This is a genomic window from Absiella sp. AM09-50 (assembly GCF_003433845.1).
In the GTDB taxonomy this organism is placed as follows: Bacteria; Bacillota_I; Bacilli_A; order Erysipelotrichales; family Erysipelotrichaceae; genus Hoskinsella; species Hoskinsella hominis.
In genome coordinates, this window is the sequence record NZ_QVFI01000006.1 from 1 (window position 1) to 22,073 (window position 22,073).

Below are 22,073 nucleotides of genomic sequence, written 5' to 3' on the forward strand. Positions count from 1 at the left end.
AAGATAGCACGTTGCCAGGTCTGTTTGCCTCACATTTGTGAGGCTTTTTTAATTTATATGCATGTCAATTGCATAAAACAGAATAAAATGGTAATCTTTTTAACATACGCAAAGGAGGCATTTGATGCTGGAGCTTTTAGAAGATGTATTACATGATGCAATACCGATGCTGCCGTTTCTTTATATTACATATTTATTAATGGAATATTTAGAGCATAAAGGAAATGCACATTTTACAAGAATATTAGAGAATACGCGAAAACTTGGCCCTATTTTGGGAGCAATCCTGGGGGTAATCCCACAATGTGGCTTTTCCGTACTTGCTGTTGGATTATATTTAAATGGGACGATTACTGTTGGTACACTGCTTGCAGTATTTATATCAACAAGTGATGAAGCGATCCCCATTCTTGTATCTCAACCAAAAGAATTCAATACACTGATTGGCGTGATTGTGGTAAAGCTGATTGTGGCAATTATTGTAGGATATCTTGTTGATACTATGGTAAGACATCACCAATTAAAACAAAATCATCCAATTAAGAATATACATGCGGATTGTGAAAAAGAGGAAGAAGAACACGGGATATTCTATATTGCATTTATCCATACGATGAAAATATTTGTATTTGTTTTTGTGATTAACTTTATTCTTTCCTATATTATGGATGCAATTGGTCAGGATACTTTACGGATGTTTTTAGCAAATGGTTCCATTATTCAGCCTGCATTTGCGGCAATTGCCGGTTTTATTCCTAATTGTGCCGCCAGTGTGATTTTGGCTCAATTATATTTGGATCAGGTCATTAGCTTTGGCTCGTTGACAGCAGGATTGATCACAAGTGCTGGGCTGGGGTTACTTGTAATGTTGAAAATGTATGATAATAAGAAAGATATCATACGAATTATGCTAATATTATTTATGAGTGCTGTTGTGACCGGCATCTTATTACAGTTGTTTTTCTAAAACCGAACTTCGATTCGGTTTTTGTTTTTTTTACTTTCAATTTATAGTATAATACCAATAAAGGTGGTAAAGATATATGGATTATAAACAAGAATTTGAACAATTGGTACAAGAGAAAAGATATGAGGATGCCAGAATCCTTTTAGAACAAAATCACATCCATGCGTTGGAAGATCCTTTTTATTACGCCAATATGGGATGGATATTAAATCAGTTGGAGCGTTTTGAAGAAGCAATTATCTGTTTAAAAAAAGGACTACAGTTATTTCCAGAAGATGGTTGGATGTATTCACAGATTGCCTATGCAGATGATCGTTTAGGTAAGTTGGATGATGCTTTGGATGCAATTGATCAGGCACTAAAGCTGGGTTTTGATGAACCATGGCTGCATGGTGAAAAAGGCTGGTGCTATAAAGAAATGCAGAAATATGATGAAGCTATTCAATGTTTCGAAGATGCTTTGATGGATGATGAAAATAATGTGTGGCTGTTAGCACAAGCTGCCTATAGTTATCTTTCAAAAGAAGACTATCAGAGTGCAGAAGAATATTTCTTAAAATGTTATCGATTGAAGCCAAATGATGATTCTATATTTGATCTTGTGAATTTTTATAAGCATGTGAATGATTTTGAAAAAGCAATTACATATCTTGAAAAAACATCTTCCCAATATGAAGGCTGGAAGCAGTTTGAATTAGGAAATGCTTATCATGAATTAGGTAATGATGGAGAAGCAGTGGATCATCTAGAGCAATCCCTTGCCAGTGGGCGTGATGATACAGGAGTAAGAACACTATTAGGGGATGTTTATGATGCTTTGAATCAAAAAGAAGAAAGCTGTTTACACTATGATCAAGCACTTGGCTATTATGAAAAAGCATTACAGCGGGATGAAGAAAATGATCGTGAATGGATCTGGCAGGAAATGATCTGGATTGCACATAAAGAAAAAAATTATGAAAAGAAATTATCATATCTGGATCGTGCTAGTGCAGAATTTCCAAATAATATATGGATGCAATATCATTATGCCCGTTGTTATTCAGATATGAATGACTATGCCAATGCAGTAAAAGCTTGTGAAAAATGCTTTGATCTTGGTGAAAAAAGTAAAGAAATGCTTGATTTATATGCATGGAACCTTGGTCGTTGTGATAAAGAGGAAAAAGCTATTGAAACACTTTTAAAAAGAATTGATATGTATGGTGGAGAAGAATGGAATTATGGAGAGCTTGGCTGGGACTATGCTCAATTAAAGGATTATGATCAGGCATTGGCTTATTTTGAAAAAGCTTTGGCTGTAAATCCCGATAGTGAAATGCATATCTCTATGATTGGCTGGTGCTATTTAAGACTTGAACAATATGATCAGGCATTATCCTATTTGAAACATGCACAGGATGCAGGCCGTCAAGATGGCTGGATATTCTCTGTCATGGGAGAAACATATGCGGCTATCCATGAATACGGTCAAGCGATAAACTGCTTCACAGAGGCATTAGAACGCGATTATGATGAACCATGGATTCATGAGGAAATAGAAACATTGCGTGAAAAGATGAATAAACAGAAACAACCAGGTTAAGCTAATAGAAATGGAGGCATGCGATTATGTGTGGAAGATATTATTTTTCAATTGAAGAAGCCCTGGCTTTTGCGAAATTAAAACAAAAGATCACACAAATGAGCATCTCTCATTATGCCCAACATGAAATTTTTCCTTCCCAAAATGCATTAGTTTTGGTGGAGGGACAAAACGATTATACTTTAGATGTTATGAAGTGGGGCATGAAAGGTTATCAAAACAAACTGTTAATCAATGCAAGAAATGAAGGCATAGAAACTAAAAAAACATTTTTACCAATGTTACAGCATCGTTGTTTAATTCCTTGTAATGGCTTTTATGAATGGAAGAATAAAAAAAAGGTATTTATATACGAAAAAGAGGAACCGCTTTTTTATCTGGCAGGAATATATAATGAAAAGAAAGAATTTGTCATTGTGACAGGAGAAGCACAAAAGGAGATGAAGTTTGTTCATCATCGTACACCAATCATTCTGCATGAAAAGGATATTGAGCGTTATTTGAAAGGAGATTGTGAATTTGCAGTCGATAATGATGGTCTAGCATTTTCACTTGATGATCCAGATCTATGAAAAAATATCGTTCTTTTACCACTGTCTTTATCCTTATACTATTATGGCAGATCTTTGCTTCACGAACAGATAATGATTTTTTGATGCCTTATCCTTTGGATGTTTTACAATATATGCTCTCATTATTGTCAACACAGTCCTTTTATGTTGCGGTTGCGACAACATTATTACGTGTTTTTATAGGATTGATCATTGCATTTACCATGGCGATGTTATGCGCAACACTTGCTTATCGTCATAGAGTATTTCATGATTTATTCTATCCAATATTACTATTAACAAGGAGTATTCCTAACATTTCCTATGTTATCATTATCTTATTGTGGTTTGGTGCTGAGAAAAGCTCCGCCATCATTACGTTTTTAATCTTATTTCCCATGATGTATGCCAATCTTTATGAGGGATTAGGTAATATCAATCGGGATTTGCTTAATGTGATGAAGATATATCCCGAAAAAAAATCATATTTGATTCGTAAAATCTATATTCCTTTGCTTCACAGCTCCATTAAGGCCTCTTTACTGACTGGAATATCCTTTGGCTTTAAAGTAGGTGTCATGGCAGAAATCGTCGCTCAGGCACAAAATGGGATTGGAAGGCAAATGAATTATTGTAAAGTAAGCTTTGATATGACAGGCGTATTTGCATGGACTGGCTGGATTATTTTATTAGCCTTGATCATGGAAATCTTCATACATTTAATTTTATATAGAAAAAAGGAAGTTCATTGAGAACTTCCTATTGTTTTTTAATCACAGGGGATACCTTTTTATATGAAATAAAGACAATTAATGATACCAACACACCCTTTAATAAATTGAATGGGACTGTAGATAAAAGTACAAATGCCAGTAAACCGTTGATATTAGGATTAATCGCTGTACCCATCGCAATCAATGCATCTAATGGGATTTTCATGAAAAATGAATACGCTGGTAGAATGATAAAGTAATTAATCAATCCTCCCATAATCGTCATACTGATTGTGCCATAAATCAATCCGATACAAGCATTTTTTCTTGTCTTGTTTTGATGGTAAACAAAGGTTGCAGGTAATACGAAAGCTAAACCAATCAGAAAATTACTTAATTCTCCTGTCCCTGCGGTAATGGTACCATTAAACAATAAATTTAATGCGATTTTAAGCGCTTCAATACAAACGGCAGCCCATGGTCCTAGAGCAAATCCTCCGATTAAAACGATTACTTCGTCAAAGCCCAGTTTATAAAATGCTGGTGCAAATGGAAGTGGAATCTCAAACAGCATGACCAGAAAGGCCAAAGCTCCTAAGATACTGACTTTTGCGATGGTGTTGACACTCATCCTGCTTCTGTTTTTTGTTGAAACACCTGCTGACATAATAATTCCTCCTTTTTTGCCAGCCTTTTTTATCTTTTACAAAATAAAAAAGGTTTTCAACAAAACCTTTAGGGATTACATAAAAAGAAAACACATACTTCTTCCATCCAGACTATACTGTCGCCACCGGAATTTCACACGGTTCCTGCCATATTGGCTTGCGGGGTTTACCGCCGATTGGGAATTTCACCCGACCCTGAAGTTTTTGTCATGTATATACTAGCACAAATCAGAAATTTGTCAATTCATATGTTCTTTTTGTTTTCTTTAAATTTTCGATAGGATACCGATCTACGATTTTTCATATAAGCTTCTTCTCCTGGAAAAAAGACTGGATTTTTATGATCAGATTTAAATTGATGAATAGCATCTTCACCATCTTCCAGCATTTTTTCTATATCAAAAGACACGAAGAGCTTTGGTGGAATCATATAGATCGGTATATCTTTTATATCATCTTTTTTCATCATCAGCCATTCATGATAAGTCTGTGGGCAAAGCATGATAATATCATATGGTTGCTTTTGTTGATACATAAACATGAATTGGGCATGATCTATATAATGCTTTTTCGATAGACCTGATGCCATAAGCTCATTATTTAATCGTTTGACTAAAACACTTGATGAACAGCCATTATTGCATACGATTAAGATATTCATGTCATCACCATCCTTGTGTTCATCATACCATATCATTTTGTTCATGTGAAGTTTCTTTCAAATTGTGTGAAAAAATATGAAATCAAAAGCTTACTAGAAAATATATGTGAAAAGTGGTATAATATCCCACAAGTGAAGGGAGTTTTTATTCATGAAATGGTTACAGAATTTTATGCGTGGGCGCTATGGTGTTGATCAGTTGAATTTCTTTTTGCTGATTTTGGCAATTGTGATTATGGTACTGGCAACGTTATTTCGCATACCATTTGTTTCCTGGATATCCGTTTTGTTACTGGTATTAAGTTATTTTCGCATGTTTAGCCGCAACGTTTATAAACGTTCTGCAGAAAACACAAAATATCTTCGTATGGTATATCCAATAACTTCTCGCTGGAAAAGCCTGAAGAAGCGTTGGAAAGATCGTAAGACACACAAATATCTGAAATGTCCAAATTGTAAACAAGAAATGCGTGTTCCAAAGGGCAAAGGTGAGATTACAGTAACTTGTCCAAAATGTCGTACAAAATTTGATGCAAAATCTTAAAGCCTGAAATTTCAGGCTTTTTTAATGTATAAAAGTGAAGGCATAGGTACTATGAAAGCTTTACATATAATAGAAAAGACTGCCAAATTTGGACAGTCTTATGCAAGTTATTCTATTTCTTCAGCTGAAACTCTTTCTCTATAGAATTGTCTACGATCTTGAGGTGTTAAGCCTTTTTTACGTAAACGAATGCAATCTGGCACGATTTCAACAAGTTCATCATCGTTGATCCATTCCAAAGCTTCTTCTAATGACATGACTCTTGGTGGAGTTAAACGCATTGCCTCATCATTTCCTGATGAACGAATGGCAGTCAGCTTCTTGTTTTTTAATGGGTTAACATCCATATCAACAGTACGAGCAGATTCACCAATAATCATACCTTCATATACTTCTGTCTGTGGAGAGATAAACAATGTTCCTCTTTCCTGTAAATTCCATAATGCATAAGTCATGGCACTACCTGTTTCAGTTGAAATCATGGCACCGTTTGCACGCTGCTGGATTTCTCCTTTGTAAGGCGTATAACCTTTGATACGACGTACCAGAGTTCCTTCACCACGTGTATCATTGATGAATTCACTACGATAACCAAGAAGTCCTCTTGTAGGTGCTTCATAAGTGATACGTACATATCCGTTTTCTTCTACCATATCAATCATGGTACCTTTTCTTAAGTTCAATTTATTGATGATAGTACCTGAATATTCTTCAGGAGCGATTGCTACAACTTCTTCCACTGGTTCTACTGTCTTGCCATTTTCATCTTTATGTAAGATAACTTCTGGTTTTGATACAGCAACTTCATAACCTTCACGGCGCATCTGTTCTAGCAATACAGAAATATGAAGTTCTCCACGTCCGCTTACTTTGAAGCAATCTCCACTTTCAGTAGGTTCTACTTTTAAACCAACGTTTACTTCCAGTTCTTTTTCCAAACGTTCTTTCAGGTTACGGCTGGTAACGAATTTACCACTCTTGCCTGCGAATGGAGATTTATTAACGATGAAGTTCATACTTAATGTAGGTTCTTCAATTTTAATACTTGGAAGAGGCATTTCATGATCTTTTTCACATAATGTTTCACCAATAGAGATATCTGCGATACCTGCAACTACAACGATATCACCAGCATGTGCTTCCTGTACAGAAACACGGCTCAATCCACGATATACGAAAATCTGGCTGGTACTTTTTGTACGAGAGTTGCCAAAAGAATCACAAACGACAATCTGTTCCTGTGCTTTTAAAACACCCTGATAAATTCTACCGATACCCAAACGTCCGATATATTCATCATATGCCAAAGCAGATACCTGCATCTGTAATGGTTCATCATCCATATCAGGATAAACATCGCAGTGTTTCAAGATTGTCTTAAACAATGGTTCAATGGAATCACTTGGTGTATCCAAATCGTATTGTGCAATACCCTGTTTAGCAATACCATACAGGATAGGGAAATCTAATTGTTCATCTGTAGCATTTAAGTCTAAGAACAGTTCATAAACTTCATCTACAACTTCCTGAGGACGGGCATCTTTTTTATCGATCTTATTGATCAACAGAATAGGACGAAGTCCCATTTCTAATGCTTTGCTTAAAACAAAACGTGTCTGAGGCATTGGACCTTCTGAAGAGTCAACCAGCAGGATAACAGTATCAACGGTCTTAATGATACGTTCTACTTCACTGGAGAAATCCGCATGGCCCGGCGTATCCACGATATTGATTTTTACACCGTCATGAATGACTGAACAGTTCTTGGAATAAATCGTGATACCACGTTCTCTTTCCAAATCATTACTGTCCATAACACAATCGATTACTTCTTCATTGCTGCGAAATACATCACTTTGACGAAGGAAGGCATCTACCAATGTAGATTTTCCAGCGTCTACGTGGGCAATGACCGCTATATTTATAATTTTTTCTTTTTCGCTCATATTTTATTCCACCTTTTAGACCAACTATAATAATATAACGAAATTCCAATAATAACAACTTTTTTCGCATATTTATGCATTATTTTCACTTCTTTTTCAATATACTAGAAAGAAAAAGGTGATGAAGATGAAACTTAAAAAGATTGTATGCCCTTTCTTGTGTCTGATGCTTTTATGCGGTTGTTCGCATGTTTCATTTAAAAAGAAAAACAATCCTAATCAGGAGGTTGGAGAAAGCATTCAGGAAATGGGCTTTAAGGACCATAGTGTGTATAGTATATTATATCCAAAAACAGGAATTGATGATTTAGACGATAAAATTAAAGCAATTGTGGAAGATGGACATAAAGCATTTGATGAAAAGACACAGGCGTATAAAGAAAAGCGTAAAGCGGAATATAATGTCAGTTATGAATCTTATGTAAAAGATGAGCGCTATCTTTCTATTCGACTGGATATATATGAGAGTATTTATGAAAATCATGAAGAAATCAAAACGCTTGTTTATGATAGTAAAGAAAAACGTTTTATAGGCTTAGAAGATATTTTTCAGGGAGATTATCTACACGCTTTATCTAATCAGGCACAAACATATTTTAAAGAGCGGTTTCCACAGGAATGTAACCAGAAAAACTTTGAACTGCATAGTTCTGCCGCAGTTGAAAACTTCGCATCCTTCGTATTAAAGAAAGATCGTGTTGTGTTTTATTTTTCACCGGGATATTTATTTGATAATGCAGCCAGTATGGAAATCATGTATACAGATTTTAAAGATTATATCGATTTAAGTCCTGAAACGACTTCTGCTTATGTACCATATGATCAGGTATTAAATGAAAATGTAAAACCAATTGATCCAGATAAACCGATGGTGGCACTTACATTTGATGATGGTCCAAGTCCAAAATATACGGAAAGAATCCTTGATGCATTAAAGGAATATAATGCCAGTGCAACCTTCTTTGTGCTTGGCTCTAATGCAGAAAATGCTCCCAAGCTTTTACAACGAATGGTGCTGGAAGGCAATGAAATTGGTAATCATACCTATTCACATAAACAATTAACGACCTTGTCAAAAGCCGGTATTGAAGAAGAAATCAAAGAAACAAAGGAGTGTATTTATACCATTACGCATATTTATCCTCATGTATTACGACCTCCTTATGGCAGTAAAAATGATACAGTTGTGAAATGCGCAGAGGATGCCAAGGTTGTGACATGGAGTCTGGATACCAGAGATTGGAAGGATAGAGATGCAAAAATTGTTGTGGAGCGTATCTTAAAAGATGTAAAAGATGGGGATATCATTTTGATGCATGATCTATATGCCTCCAGTGCACAGGCTGCGGCTATCGTCATACCCAAATTACAGGAAATGGGCTATCAACTGGTGACTGTATCACAATTATATGAAGCGAAAGGAATGTAGCAGTTCCTTTTTTTATCGTTTATGTAAGCGTTTAAAAATTCAAAAAATATACACATATTGAAAAAAGTATGCTATAATAAAAAAAACAGAAAGCTGGGATAGTTATGAACTTTATCTTTATATCCCCAAACTTTCCTGAAAATTACTGGAAGTTTTGTGAAAGCCTTAGAATCAATGGTGTCAATGTGCTGGGTATAGGGGATCAGCCATATGAAGCATTGTCATATGAATGTAAACACTCTTTGCAGGAATACTATTATGTCAATGATATGAATGATTATGAGCAGCTGTTTAAAGCTGTTGCGTTTTTTTCATACAAATATGGTAAAATCGACTGGCTGGAATCCAATAATGAATACTGGATGCGATATGACGCAAAACTGCGTACGGATTTTCATATTACCACGGGTTATCAGGAAGATGAAGTGGAAATGGTTAGAAACAAGGCGTTGATGAAAAAAGGGTATTTAAAGGCACATATCAAAAGTGCCAGACAAATTGAAGTACAGTCTTATCCACAGGTCAAAGACTTTGTACAGAAATGCGGATATCCTTGTATCGCAAAGCCAAAAGATGGTGTTGGAGCTTTTCAGACTTATCGTCTGAATTGTGATGAAGATGTAGAAAAATTCATGAAACAACCTCATGAGAATTATGTTATGGAGGAATTCATAGAGGGAACAATTGTTACATATGATGGCATTGTAGACAGCTTGGGAACCATCATATTAGAAACATCACATGTTTTCCCTGTAGGAATCATGGATATTGTCAATCAGAAAAACCATCTTGCATATTACAGCGAGCGTGAGATTCCATCTGATCTTAAAAAAGCAGGCAAGGCTGTTTTAAAAGCCTTTAAAGCAAAAGGCAGATGGTTCCACTTAGAATTTTTCCGACTCGCACACGACAAAGAGGGAATGGGAAAGAAAGATGATTTAATAGGATTAGAAGTCAATATGCGTGTACCTGGTGGGTATACCGCAGATATGATTGACTATGCCAACGAAATTGATGCCTATCAAATATGGGCAGATATGGTTTGTGGCTATGGTGCACGTTCCTTAAAGAAAGCACCATATTATGGGTATATGCATCACAAAAATATCATCGGCACTATTGTCATAGCACAAAAGATATTCTGCAAACCTATGGTTCACATATACGGATGCATGAATATTTGCCAGAAATATGGCAGGATGCCATGGGAGATGAAACATTTATCGCTTGTTTTGAAACGATGGACGAAGTACATGCATTTATAGACTATGTCCAGAAGGAGGAAACAGTATGAAGATCGAATATTATAAGGAATTTTCTCATGAATTAAACCGCGATATGGAATTTAAAGTGTATGGAGAAACAGGCAAGCCATGTCTTGTATTTCCGGCACAGGATGGACGCTTTTACGATTTTGAAAACTTTGGAATGATCGAAGCAGCCCAGGAATATATTGATGCAGGACGTGTACAGTTCTTCTGTTGTGATTCCATTGATGCGGAAACATGGAGTAAAGAAGATGGCAATCCAAGACAGCGCATTGAACAACACGAGCGTTATTATCACTATATTGTAGATGAATTAGTCCCAAGAATTCACGAAATCAATGATCCAGGACAAACAGAAATCAAAGGCATTATGACCTGTGGATGTTCTTTAGGAGCATTTCATGCATTGAATTTCTTCTTAAGAAGACCAGATTTATTTGATAAAGTAATCGCCATGTCTGGTATTTATCATGCAGATTATTTCTTCCATGACTATCATGATGAATTAACATATTTGAATTCACCAAGTGATTATCTGCCAAATATGCCAATGGATCACCCATATATGGAATTATATAAAAAATCAGAAGTCATTTTATGCTGCGGTCGAGGTGCATGGGAGCAGGAAATGGAATACAGCTTGCATCAGATGCAGCAGATTTTTGAAGAGAAACATCTGGATGTATGGATTGACTATTGGGGATACGACGTATCACATGACTGGTACTGGTGGAAGAAACAAATTGATTACTTCTTACAATTCGTTGTTTAAAGGTCTGATTTATTCAGATCTTTTTTTTGCTTATATGTTTTATGAATATCTAATATTGACAGTTGACAAATATCTATTATCATAATATTATATATATGTCGAACAAAGGAGATAGATATATATGAAACAAGGATACCGTACCATTATGCATCATCGCTGCTTTATGCAGAATTTAATTGCTAATCTTATCAATCGTTTAGGAGATTCCATTGATATGATCGCCTTTAGCTGGCTTGTTTATGCACTTACAGATTCAGCTGCATGGTCTGCTATCGTATTAGGGGTAAATATTTTGCCTAACATTCTTATTCAGCCAATCGCTGGAGCTATTGTTGAACAACAGCCTAAAAAACGTGTTATGGTCTTATGTGATCTGGGTAGAGGCGTGCTTACGGGTTTGATCATTCTCTTATATATCAACCAATTATTGTATCCATGGATTCTTCTGGTCATCACATTTATGAATAATACATTAGAATCTTTTAGAAATCCTGCAGAAACGGGATTTATCCCACGCATTCTGCCTAAGGAGGACTATGATTTTGGTTTATCATTAAATCAGTCCAGTGCTAGAATATTTGAGTTGATTGGGACAGGCATTGCTGGTGTGATATTAAGTGTTGGAGGGATTGCAGGAGCAGTTGCCATCGATATGCTAACATTCTTTATATCTGCATTTCTTATTGCTACCATTCCTCTACAGGAAGAAAAAGCCGAAAAAAAAGCAACGATCCGATTACAGTGTGCTTCTTATTTACATGATTTAAAAGATGGCTATCGCTATCTGAGGGGCACAAAAATTCTATTCACACTTGCCATACTGGCTTGTATCATGAATATGACATTGGTTCCATTAAATTCATTTGAAGCACCATATATCAGTGGAATCCTTCATGCACCTGCTTATATGCTTTCTTTGTTATCCATCATGATGACGATTGGTATTGGTGTCGGCTCTTTCCTGTACCCTTATGCACACCGCCGCTTTTCTAATCATGTTCTATTAGCATTCGGTGGAATGATGACGGGCGTCTATTATGCAGCTTTGACCCTTATTCCAGGTGCACCATCGATAGAAATTATTGGAATCTGTATTGGCATATCCAGTTTCTTATTTGGATTATTTGCAGGAATTATCATATCTTTAGTAAATATTGCATTTATGAGCAGGGTAGATACAGCTTATGTATCAAGAGCCAGTTCTATCTTGTCCGCAATTGCTACAGCAGGAATGCCAATTTTATCCTTCATTTTAAGTGGAGTATGCAGCTTTGCCAGTGTTTTAGATATTCTTCTTGTATGTGGAATATTTACAATTGTGTTATTTGCTGGTATGATGTTCATGAAGTCACTCAACGATTTATAAAAATGGAGGAATGACGATGATTCGTTATGAAAAAAGACTAAGACCGATATTGGAATGTATCGGTCTTCTAGAGCATTATGTAAACCAGGATTTAGAACTGAAACATGTAGATTCTTTATCTACTGAGCAAAATGATGATTTAAAAGAATGGTATTCTTTAATTGAAGAAGCTGGAAAGATGATGGAAGCACAGTTTCCACAAGAAGCATATTTATTTCGTAATTTAAACAAACAAGGAAACAGTTCTTTGGTACGTGCTATTGTGCAGACCAGCTCAGAAGAAGAAACAAGCAGTGATACGAAAAAAACATTTCACGCAATTCGATCATTCTATAAAAAAGATCCCTGCGCATTCTTAAGGAAGATTGTCACTTCAGGAAAAGAAATTTATAAAGAAGATATCAATGAAGAAGATTTACCAGCCCTTTTAGATGAAGTCCTTTATGAAGATGATATCAAATGGAAAATATGGAAGATTCATTCTCAATTAGAAACCTATTTAGATAAAATAGAAATGATGATTTCAAGCATTATGCAGTTATATGAGAAACACATCAAAGTATATGAGAGATTATTAAATGTTTATCTGGAAGATATCACCTATACAAATAAAACCAAGGACTGTTTTACTTATATCTGTGATAGTTTAAATGTTCATTTTCATGAGGTACAAGAGGTAGTTGTGATTCCTGTTTTATCCGATGTGAATGAAATTACATTCATGTTTAATGAAAAAATACATAAAGAGGATAAAGACATACTATTCGTTTTTTGGGGAATTGTCCTCATCAGAAAGATGTTACATGAAGAAGATAACATAACAAAGGAACAGATGTGTTCTACTTTGAAGCTGTTAAGTGATCCCAGCAAATTTGATATTCTAACATTTATATCTCATAAAAAGGCGTATGGAGCACAAATAGCAAATGAACTCAATTTATCGACACCAACCATTTCTTATCATATGCAGGCATTAATGAATGCCCAGTTAGTAACCTTTGAAAAAGATAACCAGCGTTTATATTATCATTTAAACCGCGAATATCTAAAAGGCTTTTTGCAACAGGTAGAAAAAACATTGTTAAATGAATAACTATGGTATAACCTTATCATAGTTATTTTTTACTTTTTTATATATTTTATCTTGCATTTTCAGAATAATATGGTATTATATTTAGGCAAACAAACGGAGGTTTAGCTCAGTTGGGAGAGCGTCTGCCTTACAAGCAGAGGGTCAGCGGTTCAAGTCCGTTAACCTCCACCAGTATAGTAAACGAGCTGTTCGGTTAACGGACAGTTTTTTTGTATATAAGAAAATTAACCGCTGAAATAAATTAACTTACCAACGTTATAAAAAAACACATTCTTACATGAATAGTGTAAGAATGTGTTGTATCCTATACATGAGGTGAGTTAAGATGAAAGATCAAGAATATCAGGACTTCTATCAGTACATGAAAGAAACACGCAGTTTTTTTTCATCAACAGTTATTTTCTCAGGACATTATGTATTTTTGTAAGATTTGGAAGAGTCACAGACAAGCTTTTGCCCAATATTGTAAGAAACAAGATTGTGTACGCACGTATATTTTATTAAATCAACGATGTGTTGATTATGAAACATCACTGTTAGATCACAAGTATTTGCATCAGCAGATCAGTGAACAAGATTATCATCATATGCAAAGACAAATTGAAAAAGTATTTATTTAAATATGTTAGAATAATTTTTCTTCATCAATTTAAATAAATTATAAATTATTAAGGTTTTTATAAATTTGTATAAACGGTACATTAGATAACAATTAGGTCACAAATAACGATGTCAAAATATGAATGAAATAGGAAAAACCCGGAGTTAAGGGGGAGCTCCGGGTTTTCCTAAATAATTATGTTTATTTAAGGGGATAGAAAATTGTATGAATTATCATTAGGGAGAATGATGAGTACATACAAGCAAGGTTTACTTTCCCTTGCTCCCCTATATGTTATCAATAGAATGTAAAATGATAATGTGATAAATAAGGGAAAATATGTGATTATAATATGGTGGAGATTTATGATGTGTATAAGACATTTTGTAAGGATTATACGGAAACAAACTTCAAAGTGATATAAAAAGTAAAAATCTTTATTTCTATTTATTTGATGATTTGCAACAAACTTGCAACATTCTAAAACAAAACAATTTATAAAAAGATGAAGAAAAGTCTTTGAATAAAGGCTTTAGCACAGAAAAAAGGCGTTTAGGGGAACGCCTTTTTTCTCAATAATAATTATTAAGGGGATAGAATGTATAGAAAATAATTAGGGGGATTATTTTCTACCAGACAAAGAAACCTTTGTCTAGTAATAGGATAACCTAAAGATGCGGAAAAAAGATAGGGCAAATTTGTGAAATTGTGTGATTATTGTTTGACAATACTAGCCAATAGGATCATACTATCACAAAAATCTTTTCTTTTATGTTCAGGCAATTGTCGAAAAGCATTTAGAATACGCATTTCTTTATCGTCCTGAACTACAAATTGCATATTGTTTGTCTGATGAAGATGTAAAACTTCACAGATATCAATCTCTAATATCGTACAAAGTCTTGTCAATGTATCAAGATCTGGATATGAGATATCGTTACAATAGCTGGATATCGTACGCTGATTTACGTTCAATAAACTCCCTAGTTGTTTCTGTGTCATGTTTTTATTTTCTAATCCCGCTTTAATGATTCCTCCGATTTTAAGCATGGAATGCACCTCTTTCTGTAATATATAGTATAAAGGACAATATTTGTTTCAACGAAAAATACCATTACAAATGGTATTATAAAAATAAAGATAAAATCATAGTATCATAAAGTATGATGGCATAGGAGAGCATAATTGTAAAAAGAATTGCATCTTTTTTGCGTCATACGAAATAAAAAAATACCCAGGTATCATAACACAAAATATCCAAGAGGACAGATATTGGTTATTTCGTGTTCGATTATATAGTGAAAAGTTTAAAATATTAAACTTTTTGTTTAGAAATTATTGCATATGGCGAAAAAATATGTATAATAATCTTGTTTCAAATATAATACGAAAAGTTTAGTGGGACTAAACTAAAGGAGGAATGTCATGGATATCGGACAGAGAATCAAACAGTTAAGGATTCAAAATGAGCTGACATTGGAAGAGCTTGCATCACGCAGTGAATTAACCAAAGGCTTTCTATCGCAGGTGGAACGTAACCTGACATCACCTTCTGTGTCTACATTAGAAGATATATTAGAAGCATTAGGTACAGACCTTGCGACCTTTTTCAAAGACAGTAAGGAAACCAAAGTTGTCTTTCATAAAGACGATTACTTTATTGATGAACATGAGGAATATTGTATCCACTGGATTGTTCCAAATGCTCAGAAAAATGAAATGGAGCCTATCCTTTTAGAATTACATACCAATGAAACATCTATGGTGATTGAACCACATGATGGAGAAGAATTCGGTTATGTACTGGAAGGAAGAATCACACTTGTTTATGGAGATAAGGAATATCCTGTGAAAAAAGGGGAAACCTTTTACATTAATGGAAAAGCGAAAAATTATTTAAAGAATACCGCTAAAAATGACGCAAAAGTCTTGTGGATCACAACACCACCACGCTTTTGATGAGGAGGAAGTCGTAATGGAGAAAAAGAAACTTATTGAATTTCGCAATATTGTGAAAGATTTTGATGGACAGCTGGTTTTAAAAGGAATTAACCTGGACATTTACGAAAACGAATTTGTCACATTGCTGGGGCCTAGCGGTTGTGGAAAAACTACGCTGTTACGTATCTTGGGTGGTTTTTTACAACAAAGTGAAGGGAAAGTCGTATTTGATGGAGAAGTGATTGATGATCTTCCTCCATATAAACGTGAATTGAATACGGTATTCCAAAAATATGCATTATTCCCACATATGAACGTGTATGATAATATCGCTTTTGGCTTGAAAATCAAAAAGATGAGTAAGGACGTTATTGAACAGAAAGTCTTAAAAATGCTGAAGCTGATTGGTCTGGAAGGATATGAAAAGAAAAATGTAACATTACTATCCGGTGGACAACAGCAGCGTATTGCGATTGCACGAGCACTTGTAAATGAGCCTAAAGTCTTATTATTAGATGAACCATTGGGTGCTTTGGATTTAAAGCTGCGTAAAGAAATGCAATATGAATTAAAGAAGATCCAACAGGAAGTAGGAATCACATTTATCTATGTAACCCATGATCAGGAAGAAGCTTTAACAATGTCTGATAAAATCGTGGTAATGAAGGATGGCGAGATTCAACAGGTAGGTACTCCTACAGATATTTATAACGAACCAGAGAATCGTTATGTAGCAAACTTCATTGGTGAAAGTAATATCATACCCGGAGTCATGCTGGATGATTATAAAGTTATGTTTGACGATATTACCTTTGATTGTGTAGATTTTGGTTTTAAGAAAAATGAAAAAGTCGACGTTGTCATTCGTCCGGAAGATTTAGATATTGTTAAAGAAGAGGATGGCAAAATGACAGGTGTGGTAAAATCTGTTTTGTTTAAAGGTGTTCACTATGAAATTATGGTAGAAACAGTACCTGGAACCAATGTAACGGTAATGATGAATGTCACAAAGGAACATGATGTTGTGTCCAGTGATGCTAAAGAAAAAATTTCTGCCAATGACTTCTATGTGGATATTGAGGATGTGAAAGAATTAAATGATGCAGAGATCATTGCACGTGCGGATGCACAGGCTTGGGATCCTGAAAATGATGAATATATTTCTATAAATAAAATAGAATATGATATTCCTGAAACAATAGGAACATATCCTGTAACCTTTTCTACAAGTTCTGGAACAAGTGTATCAATCAAAGTATTCGTTGTTCAACAGAAATATGTAGAAAATCCAAAAGCAAATGAAGCAATATCTGCGTTCAACTTCTTTAAAACAGTAGATGAATTAAAAGAAAGTGCCGCAATTGATACAGATTTAAAAACATGGGCAAATGCGCAAAGCTGGAAGCTGAGTGATGAAAGTGATGTGGAAATCAGCAACGTAGATTATGATTTTGATCCAAGTAATATCACAGAAGGTACTTATGAAGTAACGTTCTCTACACAGGGACGTGAATTCAAAGTACACACAACAGATATCGCAGAAGAAGGAGCAGAAGTGGGTCTAAGCTTCTTCCCAGAAGATATCCATGTTATGAGTAAGATGGGATACTAGGATGAAAACGTTTAAACGTTTAACAATTCCATATATTGTATGGATGATCGCAATGATCGTCATCCCTATGTTTCTGATTGTTGTATATGCATTTACGACACAGGGCAATGATGTAGCGACTTTACAATTTACATTTGATAATTTCAAGAAGTTCTTTACAGACCCTGACTTTTTGAAAACCTTATGGTTATCCTTAAGGATTGCATTTATCACAACGATTTTATGTATCCTGATAGGATATCCGGTAGCTTATGCGATTTCAAAGGCATCTGATCGAAAACGCAATCTGTTGATTTTATTGATTACCCTGCCAATGTGGATCAATATGCTGGTACGTACCTATGCATGGATTGGAATCCTTGCGGATAATGGTCTTGTAAACCATATTCTACAATTCTTTGGATTGGAACCAGCGAAACTGTTATATACAGATTTTGCGGTAATTCTTGGTATGGTGTACAATTTTGTACCATTTATGATTCTTCAAATCGAAAGCTCATTAGCAAAGATGGATCATTCTTTGTTGGAAGCTGCCAATGATTTAGGCGCAAATCGTGTAGAACGATTCCGTCGTATTACATTACCTTTATCATTACCTGGTGTTATATCTGGTATTACTTTGGTTTTCTTGCCAAGTGTATCCAGCTTCGTTATCCCAAAATTGATGGGAGGCGGGGGATATATGATGATTGGTAATGTAATTGAAAATCAATTTATCACCGTTGGTGAATGGAACTTTGGTAGTGCAATCTCTTTAATTATGGCGATCATCATTATGATCAGTATGTATGTGACACGTCGTCTGGATAAAGGAGATGACACCGTGCGTGCCAAAAAAGGAGGGAATATATAATGAAAGACCGTAAATTTTCCCGCCGTCTGATATTAGCGCTGGTATTGGTTTTCTTCTATTTTCCAATCTTATATATGTTGGTATTCTCTTTTAATGGAAGCCGATCTCTAACAAGTTTTGATGGTTTCTCTTTACAATGGTACACAAAAATGTTCCATGATCGTAATATGATGGAAGCTATCTACTATACTCTAGTAACTGCAATTATCGCAACCTTTGTATCTACAATCGTTGGTACGATTACCGCAATTGGTTTATCAAAGTCAAAGCGTATTGTGAAGGAAGTCGTACAACAGATCAATGATCTGCCAATCATGAATCCTGAAATTGTGACTGCAGTAGGTTTGATGTTGTTTTATGTATCCATGAAAATGGAGAAAGGCTTTTTAACAATGTTACTAGCACATATTGCGTTCTGTACGCCATATGTCATATTAAGTGTTATGCCAAAATTAAGAAGTCTTGATCCTAACCTGGCAGAAGCAGCCATGGATTTAGGCGCAAAGCCAAGTCAGGCCATGTGGAAGGTTATCGTTCCTCAGATTATGCCAGGAATTGTATCAGGCGCATTGATTGCGTTTACCATGAGTTTTGATGATTTTACGATTTCCTATTTCGTTACAGGAAATGGTGTAAAAAACATATCGACACTGGTATGGACAATGTCTAAACGTATCAATCCAAGTATCAACTCATTATCTACCATCATCGTTTTGATGATTACTATCACTTTATTGATTGTGAATGTCTTGCCGGTTGTGCGTGAAAAAGCGAAGAAGAAAAATAAACCAATCAGTAATCGTGTTTTTGGAGTAATTGGTGTATGTATCGCTTTGGTATTCTCTGGTATCCTGTATGGATTAAAGGGTGGAATGAGTACAAATTCTCCACAAGATGCAATCGCAAAATATGGCAGTGATACTTTAAAGGTATATAACTGGGGAGAATATATTGATCCTGAAGTAAATGATGCCTTTGAAAAACAATTTGGTGTCAAAGTCATTTATGATACATTTGATTCCAATGAATTGATGTATACAAAACTACAGGGTGGAGAATCCTATGATGTTTTAGTGCCAAGTGATTACATGATCCAGCGTTTGATTGGAGAAGATTATCTACAGCCATTAGATAAGCGTATGATTCCAAATATCGCAGTTTTGGCAGATGGTGTCAAAGGATTATCTTATGATCCAGACAACACATACAGTGTTCCATATTTCTGGGGTACAGTAGGTATTGTATACAATAAAAACAATATTGATAAAAAAGATTTAGAAAAAGAAGGATGGAACATCTTCCTTGACCAGAAATATAAAGGACATATCTATATGTATGATTCTGAACGTGATTCATTTATGATGGCATTGAAAGCTTTAGGCTATTCAATGAATACGGATGATGAAGCACAACTACAACAGGCATATGAATGGCTGGTAAAAGTTGTGGATACCATGAATCCGGAAATCGTCACAGATGAAGTGATTGACGCAATGATCAATGGAAATAAAGATATGGCTCTTGTATATAGTGGAGATGCAGCTTATATTTTATCTGAAAATGAAGAAATGGCTTATTACATGCCAAGTGAGGGAACCAATCTGTGGAGTGATGCAATGGTAATTCCAAAGAATGCGAAAAATCCAAAGCTGGCAAATGAATATATCAACTTCATTTTGGAATATGAAAACAGTATGAAAAATTCTGTATTTGTAGGATATGCAAGCAGTAATGGAGAAGTGTTGGATACGTTAAGTGGAGAAGGCGGCGATTTTGAAGGAAATGAAGCTTATCTGCCACGTGTAGGATATCCAAAAGATGAAATCTTTGAATTTAATGAAAAAGCAAAGAAAATCATGTCTAATTTATGGACAAAGGTGAAAATCGCAAATTAGAAGGTGAAAATGTGAAGAAACAAACCAAACGGATCATCTATCGTGTGGTCATCATCTGCGTAGTTGTATTTATGGTTTTATTAAGTGTTTTATAAAAGAAACAGGAATGTCATCTGGCATTCCTTTTCTGTGTCAGCTTTTGTAATAATATATAGAAAGGTATCACAAACTAAAAAAGCAGGCATCTCCATAATATAAGAAATGATGTACGCCCATTACTTATTGTCGTTGAAGTGGGGGACTTCTGCCTGCTTTTGGTAAAAAAATCTTTTAAATAAGATTGACGATGAATTTAAAAAATGATAAAGTATAAGCAGTTATACGACTGACGGAAGTGGAATTGACCACATGAAGTATAATGATACAAGCCGACCGTCTGGGCAGAAGATGTTCAGAAGTGTCGGCTTTTTTTGTGGTGAAAGGAGATTTTTATGAAAGAAATGGAATTAAAATACGGCTGTAATCCAAATCAGAAACCTGCGCGCATCTATATGAAAAATGGAGAACTTCCTATAACGGTTTTAAATGGAAAACCAGGATATATCAACTTATTAGATGCTTTCAACAGCTGGCAGTTAGTCAGAGAATTAAAAGAAGCAACAGGGCTTCCAAGTGCGGCAAGTTTTAAACATGTATCACCTGCAGGAGCTGCAGTATATGTACCATTAGATGATGTTATGAAACAGATCTATTTCACAGATGGATTGGAATTATCGCCAATTGCAAGTGCTTATGTACGTGCAAGAGGAAGTGATCGTATGTCTAGTTATGGTGATTTTGCGGCATTAAGTGATATCTGCGATGAAACATGTGCTAGATATATTGCGAAAGAAGTAAGTGATGGTGTCATTGCGCCAGGCTATACTCCTGAAGCATTGGAAATCTTAAAGAAAAAGAAAAAAGGCAACTATGTTGTAATCCAGATGGATGAAGCATATGTTCCTGAAGAAATAGAAACTAAAGATGTATTCGGTATCACTTTTGAACAAGGAAGAAATAATCTGAAGATTACAGAAGAACTGTTTGAAGATATTCCTACCGTAAATAAAGCATTAAGTGAAGAAGCAAAACGTGATTTGATCGTTGCGCTGATCACATTGAAATATACCCAGTCCAATTCTGTATGTTATGTCAAAGATGGTCAGGCAATAGGAATTGGTGCTGGACAGCAATCCCGTGTACACTGTACAAGACTTGCGGGCAATAAAGCAGACAACTGGTATCTTCGCCAGAATGAAAAGGTATTAAACCTGCCATTTAAAGAAGGTATCAGACGTGCGGATCGTGATAATGCGATCGATGTATATATTTCTGATGACTATGAAGATGTTTTGGCAGATGGTGTATGGGAAAATACCTTTACAACCAAACCTGAACCATTTACCAGAGAAGAAAAGAAAGCATGGTTATCAACCATGAAGGACGTTGCCTTAGGCAGCGATGCCTTCTTCCCATTTGGGGATAATATTGAACGTGCACATAAGAGTGGAGTTACCTATATCGCACAGGCAGGTGGAAGTATCCGTGATGACAATGTTATTGAAACATGTGATAAATATGATATTGTCATGGCATTTACACATGCACGTTTATTCCATCATTAATAGA

General features: G+C 35.2%; 19 protein-coding genes, 1 tRNA gene and 2 riboswitches. Of the genes, 16 read left to right on the plus strand and 4 right to left on the minus strand.

Features of this window, described 5'->3' with window-relative positions; all coding sequences use genetic code 11:
• Positions 1-124: 124 nt before the first annotated feature.
• The 4 genes from DW114_RS07070 to DW114_RS07085 all read left to right on the plus strand — a co-directional run bounded on the left by DW114_RS07070 (position 125) and on the right by DW114_RS07085 (position 3,855).
• Positions 125-967 (plus strand): putative manganese transporter, encoded by an 843-nt coding sequence (locus DW114_RS07070; protein ID WP_117453077.1) that lies wholly within the window; start codon positions 125-127, stop codon positions 965-967.
• Positions 968-1,043: 76 nt separating this feature from the next.
• Positions 1,044-2,552, plus strand: a complete 1,509-nt coding sequence (locus tag DW114_RS07075; RefSeq protein ID WP_117453078.1) for a tetratricopeptide repeat protein — start codon at positions 1,044-1,046, stop codon at positions 2,550-2,552.
• 26 nt (positions 2,553-2,578) lie between these two features.
• A complete protein-coding gene (locus DW114_RS07080; protein ID WP_117453079.1) occupies positions 2,579-3,124 on the plus strand; it encodes an SOS response-associated peptidase family protein in 546 nt (181 codons plus the stop codon).
• Entirely contained in the window at positions 3,121-3,855 is a 735-nt protein-coding gene (locus DW114_RS07085) for an ABC transporter permease (RefSeq protein ID WP_117453080.1), read from the plus strand. Before DW114_RS07080 ends, DW114_RS07085 begins: the two co-directional genes overlap by 4 nt.
• Before the next feature lie 7 nt (positions 3,856-3,862).
• Here DW114_RS07085 and DW114_RS07090 read toward each other — a convergent pair whose 3' ends face one another.
• Both DW114_RS07090 and DW114_RS07095 read right to left on the minus strand, forming a co-directional pair.
• A complete protein-coding gene (locus DW114_RS07090; protein WP_117453081.1) occupies positions 3,863-4,483 on the minus strand; it encodes an ECF transporter S component in 621 nt (206 codons plus the stop codon).
• Between the two features lie 91 nt (positions 4,484-4,574).
• A riboswitch (FMN riboswitch) is annotated at positions 4,575-4,691 on the minus strand.
• 37 nt (positions 4,692-4,728) lie between these two features.
• Complete coding sequence (locus tag DW114_RS07095) at positions 4,729-5,190, minus strand: hypothetical protein (protein ID WP_117453082.1); 462 nt, start codon at positions 5,188-5,190, stop codon at positions 4,729-4,731.
• Positions 5,191-5,296: 106 nt separating this feature from the next.
• Here DW114_RS07095 and DW114_RS07100 point away from each other — a divergent pair, with 106 nt between their 5' ends.
• Complete coding sequence (locus DW114_RS07100; RefSeq protein ID WP_117453083.1) at positions 5,297-5,689, plus strand: hypothetical protein; 393 nt, start codon at positions 5,297-5,299, stop codon at positions 5,687-5,689.
• Between the two features lie 107 nt (positions 5,690-5,796).
• Here the strand turns inward: DW114_RS07100 and typA are convergent, their stop codons facing one another.
• Positions 5,797-7,635: a translational GTPase TypA gene (gene typA, locus DW114_RS07105; protein WP_117453084.1), complete on the minus strand. Its 1,839-nt coding sequence runs from the start codon at positions 7,633-7,635 to the stop codon at positions 5,797-5,799.
• Positions 7,636-7,762: 127 nt separating this feature from the next.
• Between typA and DW114_RS07110 the strand changes: the two genes are divergently transcribed.
• The 6 genes from DW114_RS07110 (at position 7,763) to DW114_RS07135 (ending at position 13,734) form a co-directional block, all read left to right on the plus strand.
• Positions 7,763-9,064, plus strand: a complete 1,302-nt coding sequence (locus tag DW114_RS07110; protein WP_117453085.1) for a polysaccharide deacetylase family protein — start codon at positions 7,763-7,765, stop codon at positions 9,062-9,064.
• Positions 9,065-9,168: 104 nt separating this feature from the next.
• Positions 9,169-10,329: an ATP-grasp domain-containing protein gene (locus DW114_RS07115; protein ID WP_117453086.1), complete on the plus strand. Its 1,161-nt coding sequence runs from the start codon at positions 9,169-9,171 to the stop codon at positions 10,327-10,329.
• Positions 10,330-10,354: 25 nt separating this feature from the next.
• Positions 10,355-11,104 carry an esterase family protein gene (locus tag DW114_RS07120; RefSeq protein WP_117453087.1) on the plus strand — a complete coding sequence of 250 codons (750 nt, stop codon included), beginning with the start codon at positions 10,355-10,357 and terminating at the stop codon, positions 11,102-11,104.
• 121 nt (positions 11,105-11,225) lie between these two features.
• Positions 11,226-12,470, plus strand: a complete 1,245-nt coding sequence (locus tag DW114_RS07125; protein WP_117453088.1) for an MFS transporter — start codon at positions 11,226-11,228, stop codon at positions 12,468-12,470.
• Between the two features lie 16 nt (positions 12,471-12,486).
• Positions 12,487-13,563: an ArsR/SmtB family transcription factor gene (locus DW114_RS07130; protein WP_158552213.1), complete on the plus strand. Its 1,077-nt coding sequence runs from the start codon at positions 12,487-12,489 to the stop codon at positions 13,561-13,563.
• A gap of 95 nt (positions 13,564-13,658) precedes the next feature.
• Positions 13,659-13,734 (plus strand) — tRNA-Val (locus DW114_RS07135).
• 1,144 nt (positions 13,735-14,878) lie between these two features.
• Here DW114_RS07135 and DW114_RS07145 read toward each other — a convergent pair.
• Positions 14,879-15,214 (minus strand): helix-turn-helix transcriptional regulator, encoded by a 336-nt coding sequence (locus tag DW114_RS07145; RefSeq protein ID WP_117453091.1) that lies wholly within the window; start codon positions 15,212-15,214, stop codon positions 14,879-14,881.
• Positions 15,215-15,589: 375 nt separating this feature from the next.
• Here DW114_RS07145 and DW114_RS07150 point away from each other — a divergent pair, with 375 nt between their 5' ends.
• The 5 genes from DW114_RS07150 to DW114_RS07170 all read left to right on the plus strand — a co-directional run bounded on the left by DW114_RS07150 (position 15,590) and on the right by DW114_RS07170 (position 22,069).
• On the plus strand, positions 15,590-16,123 hold the full coding sequence (locus DW114_RS07150) for a helix-turn-helix domain-containing protein (RefSeq protein WP_117453092.1): 534 nt from the start codon (positions 15,590-15,592) through the stop codon (positions 16,121-16,123).
• Positions 16,124-16,139: 16 nt separating this feature from the next.
• Entirely contained in the window at positions 16,140-17,717 is a 1,578-nt protein-coding gene (locus tag DW114_RS07155; RefSeq protein WP_117453093.1) for an ABC transporter ATP-binding protein, read from the plus strand.
• Between the two features lies 1 nt (position 17,718).
• Positions 17,719-18,570 (plus strand): ABC transporter permease, encoded by an 852-nt coding sequence (locus tag DW114_RS07160; RefSeq protein ID WP_117453094.1) that lies wholly within the window; start codon positions 17,719-17,721, stop codon positions 18,568-18,570.
• On the plus strand, positions 18,570-20,465 hold the full coding sequence (locus DW114_RS07165; protein ID WP_117453095.1) for an extracellular solute-binding protein: 1,896 nt from the start codon (positions 18,570-18,572) through the stop codon (positions 20,463-20,465). Before DW114_RS07160 ends, DW114_RS07165 begins: the two co-directional genes overlap by 1 nt.
• Positions 20,466-20,776: 311 nt before the next feature.
• A riboswitch (ZMP/ZTP riboswitch) is annotated at positions 20,777-20,854 on the plus strand.
• Positions 20,855-20,896: 42 nt separating this feature from the next.
• On the plus strand, positions 20,897-22,069 hold the full coding sequence (locus tag DW114_RS07170; protein WP_117453096.1) for a phosphoribosylaminoimidazolecarboxamide formyltransferase: 1,173 nt from the start codon (positions 20,897-20,899) through the stop codon (positions 22,067-22,069).
• Positions 22,070-22,073: the final 4 nt, after the last annotated feature.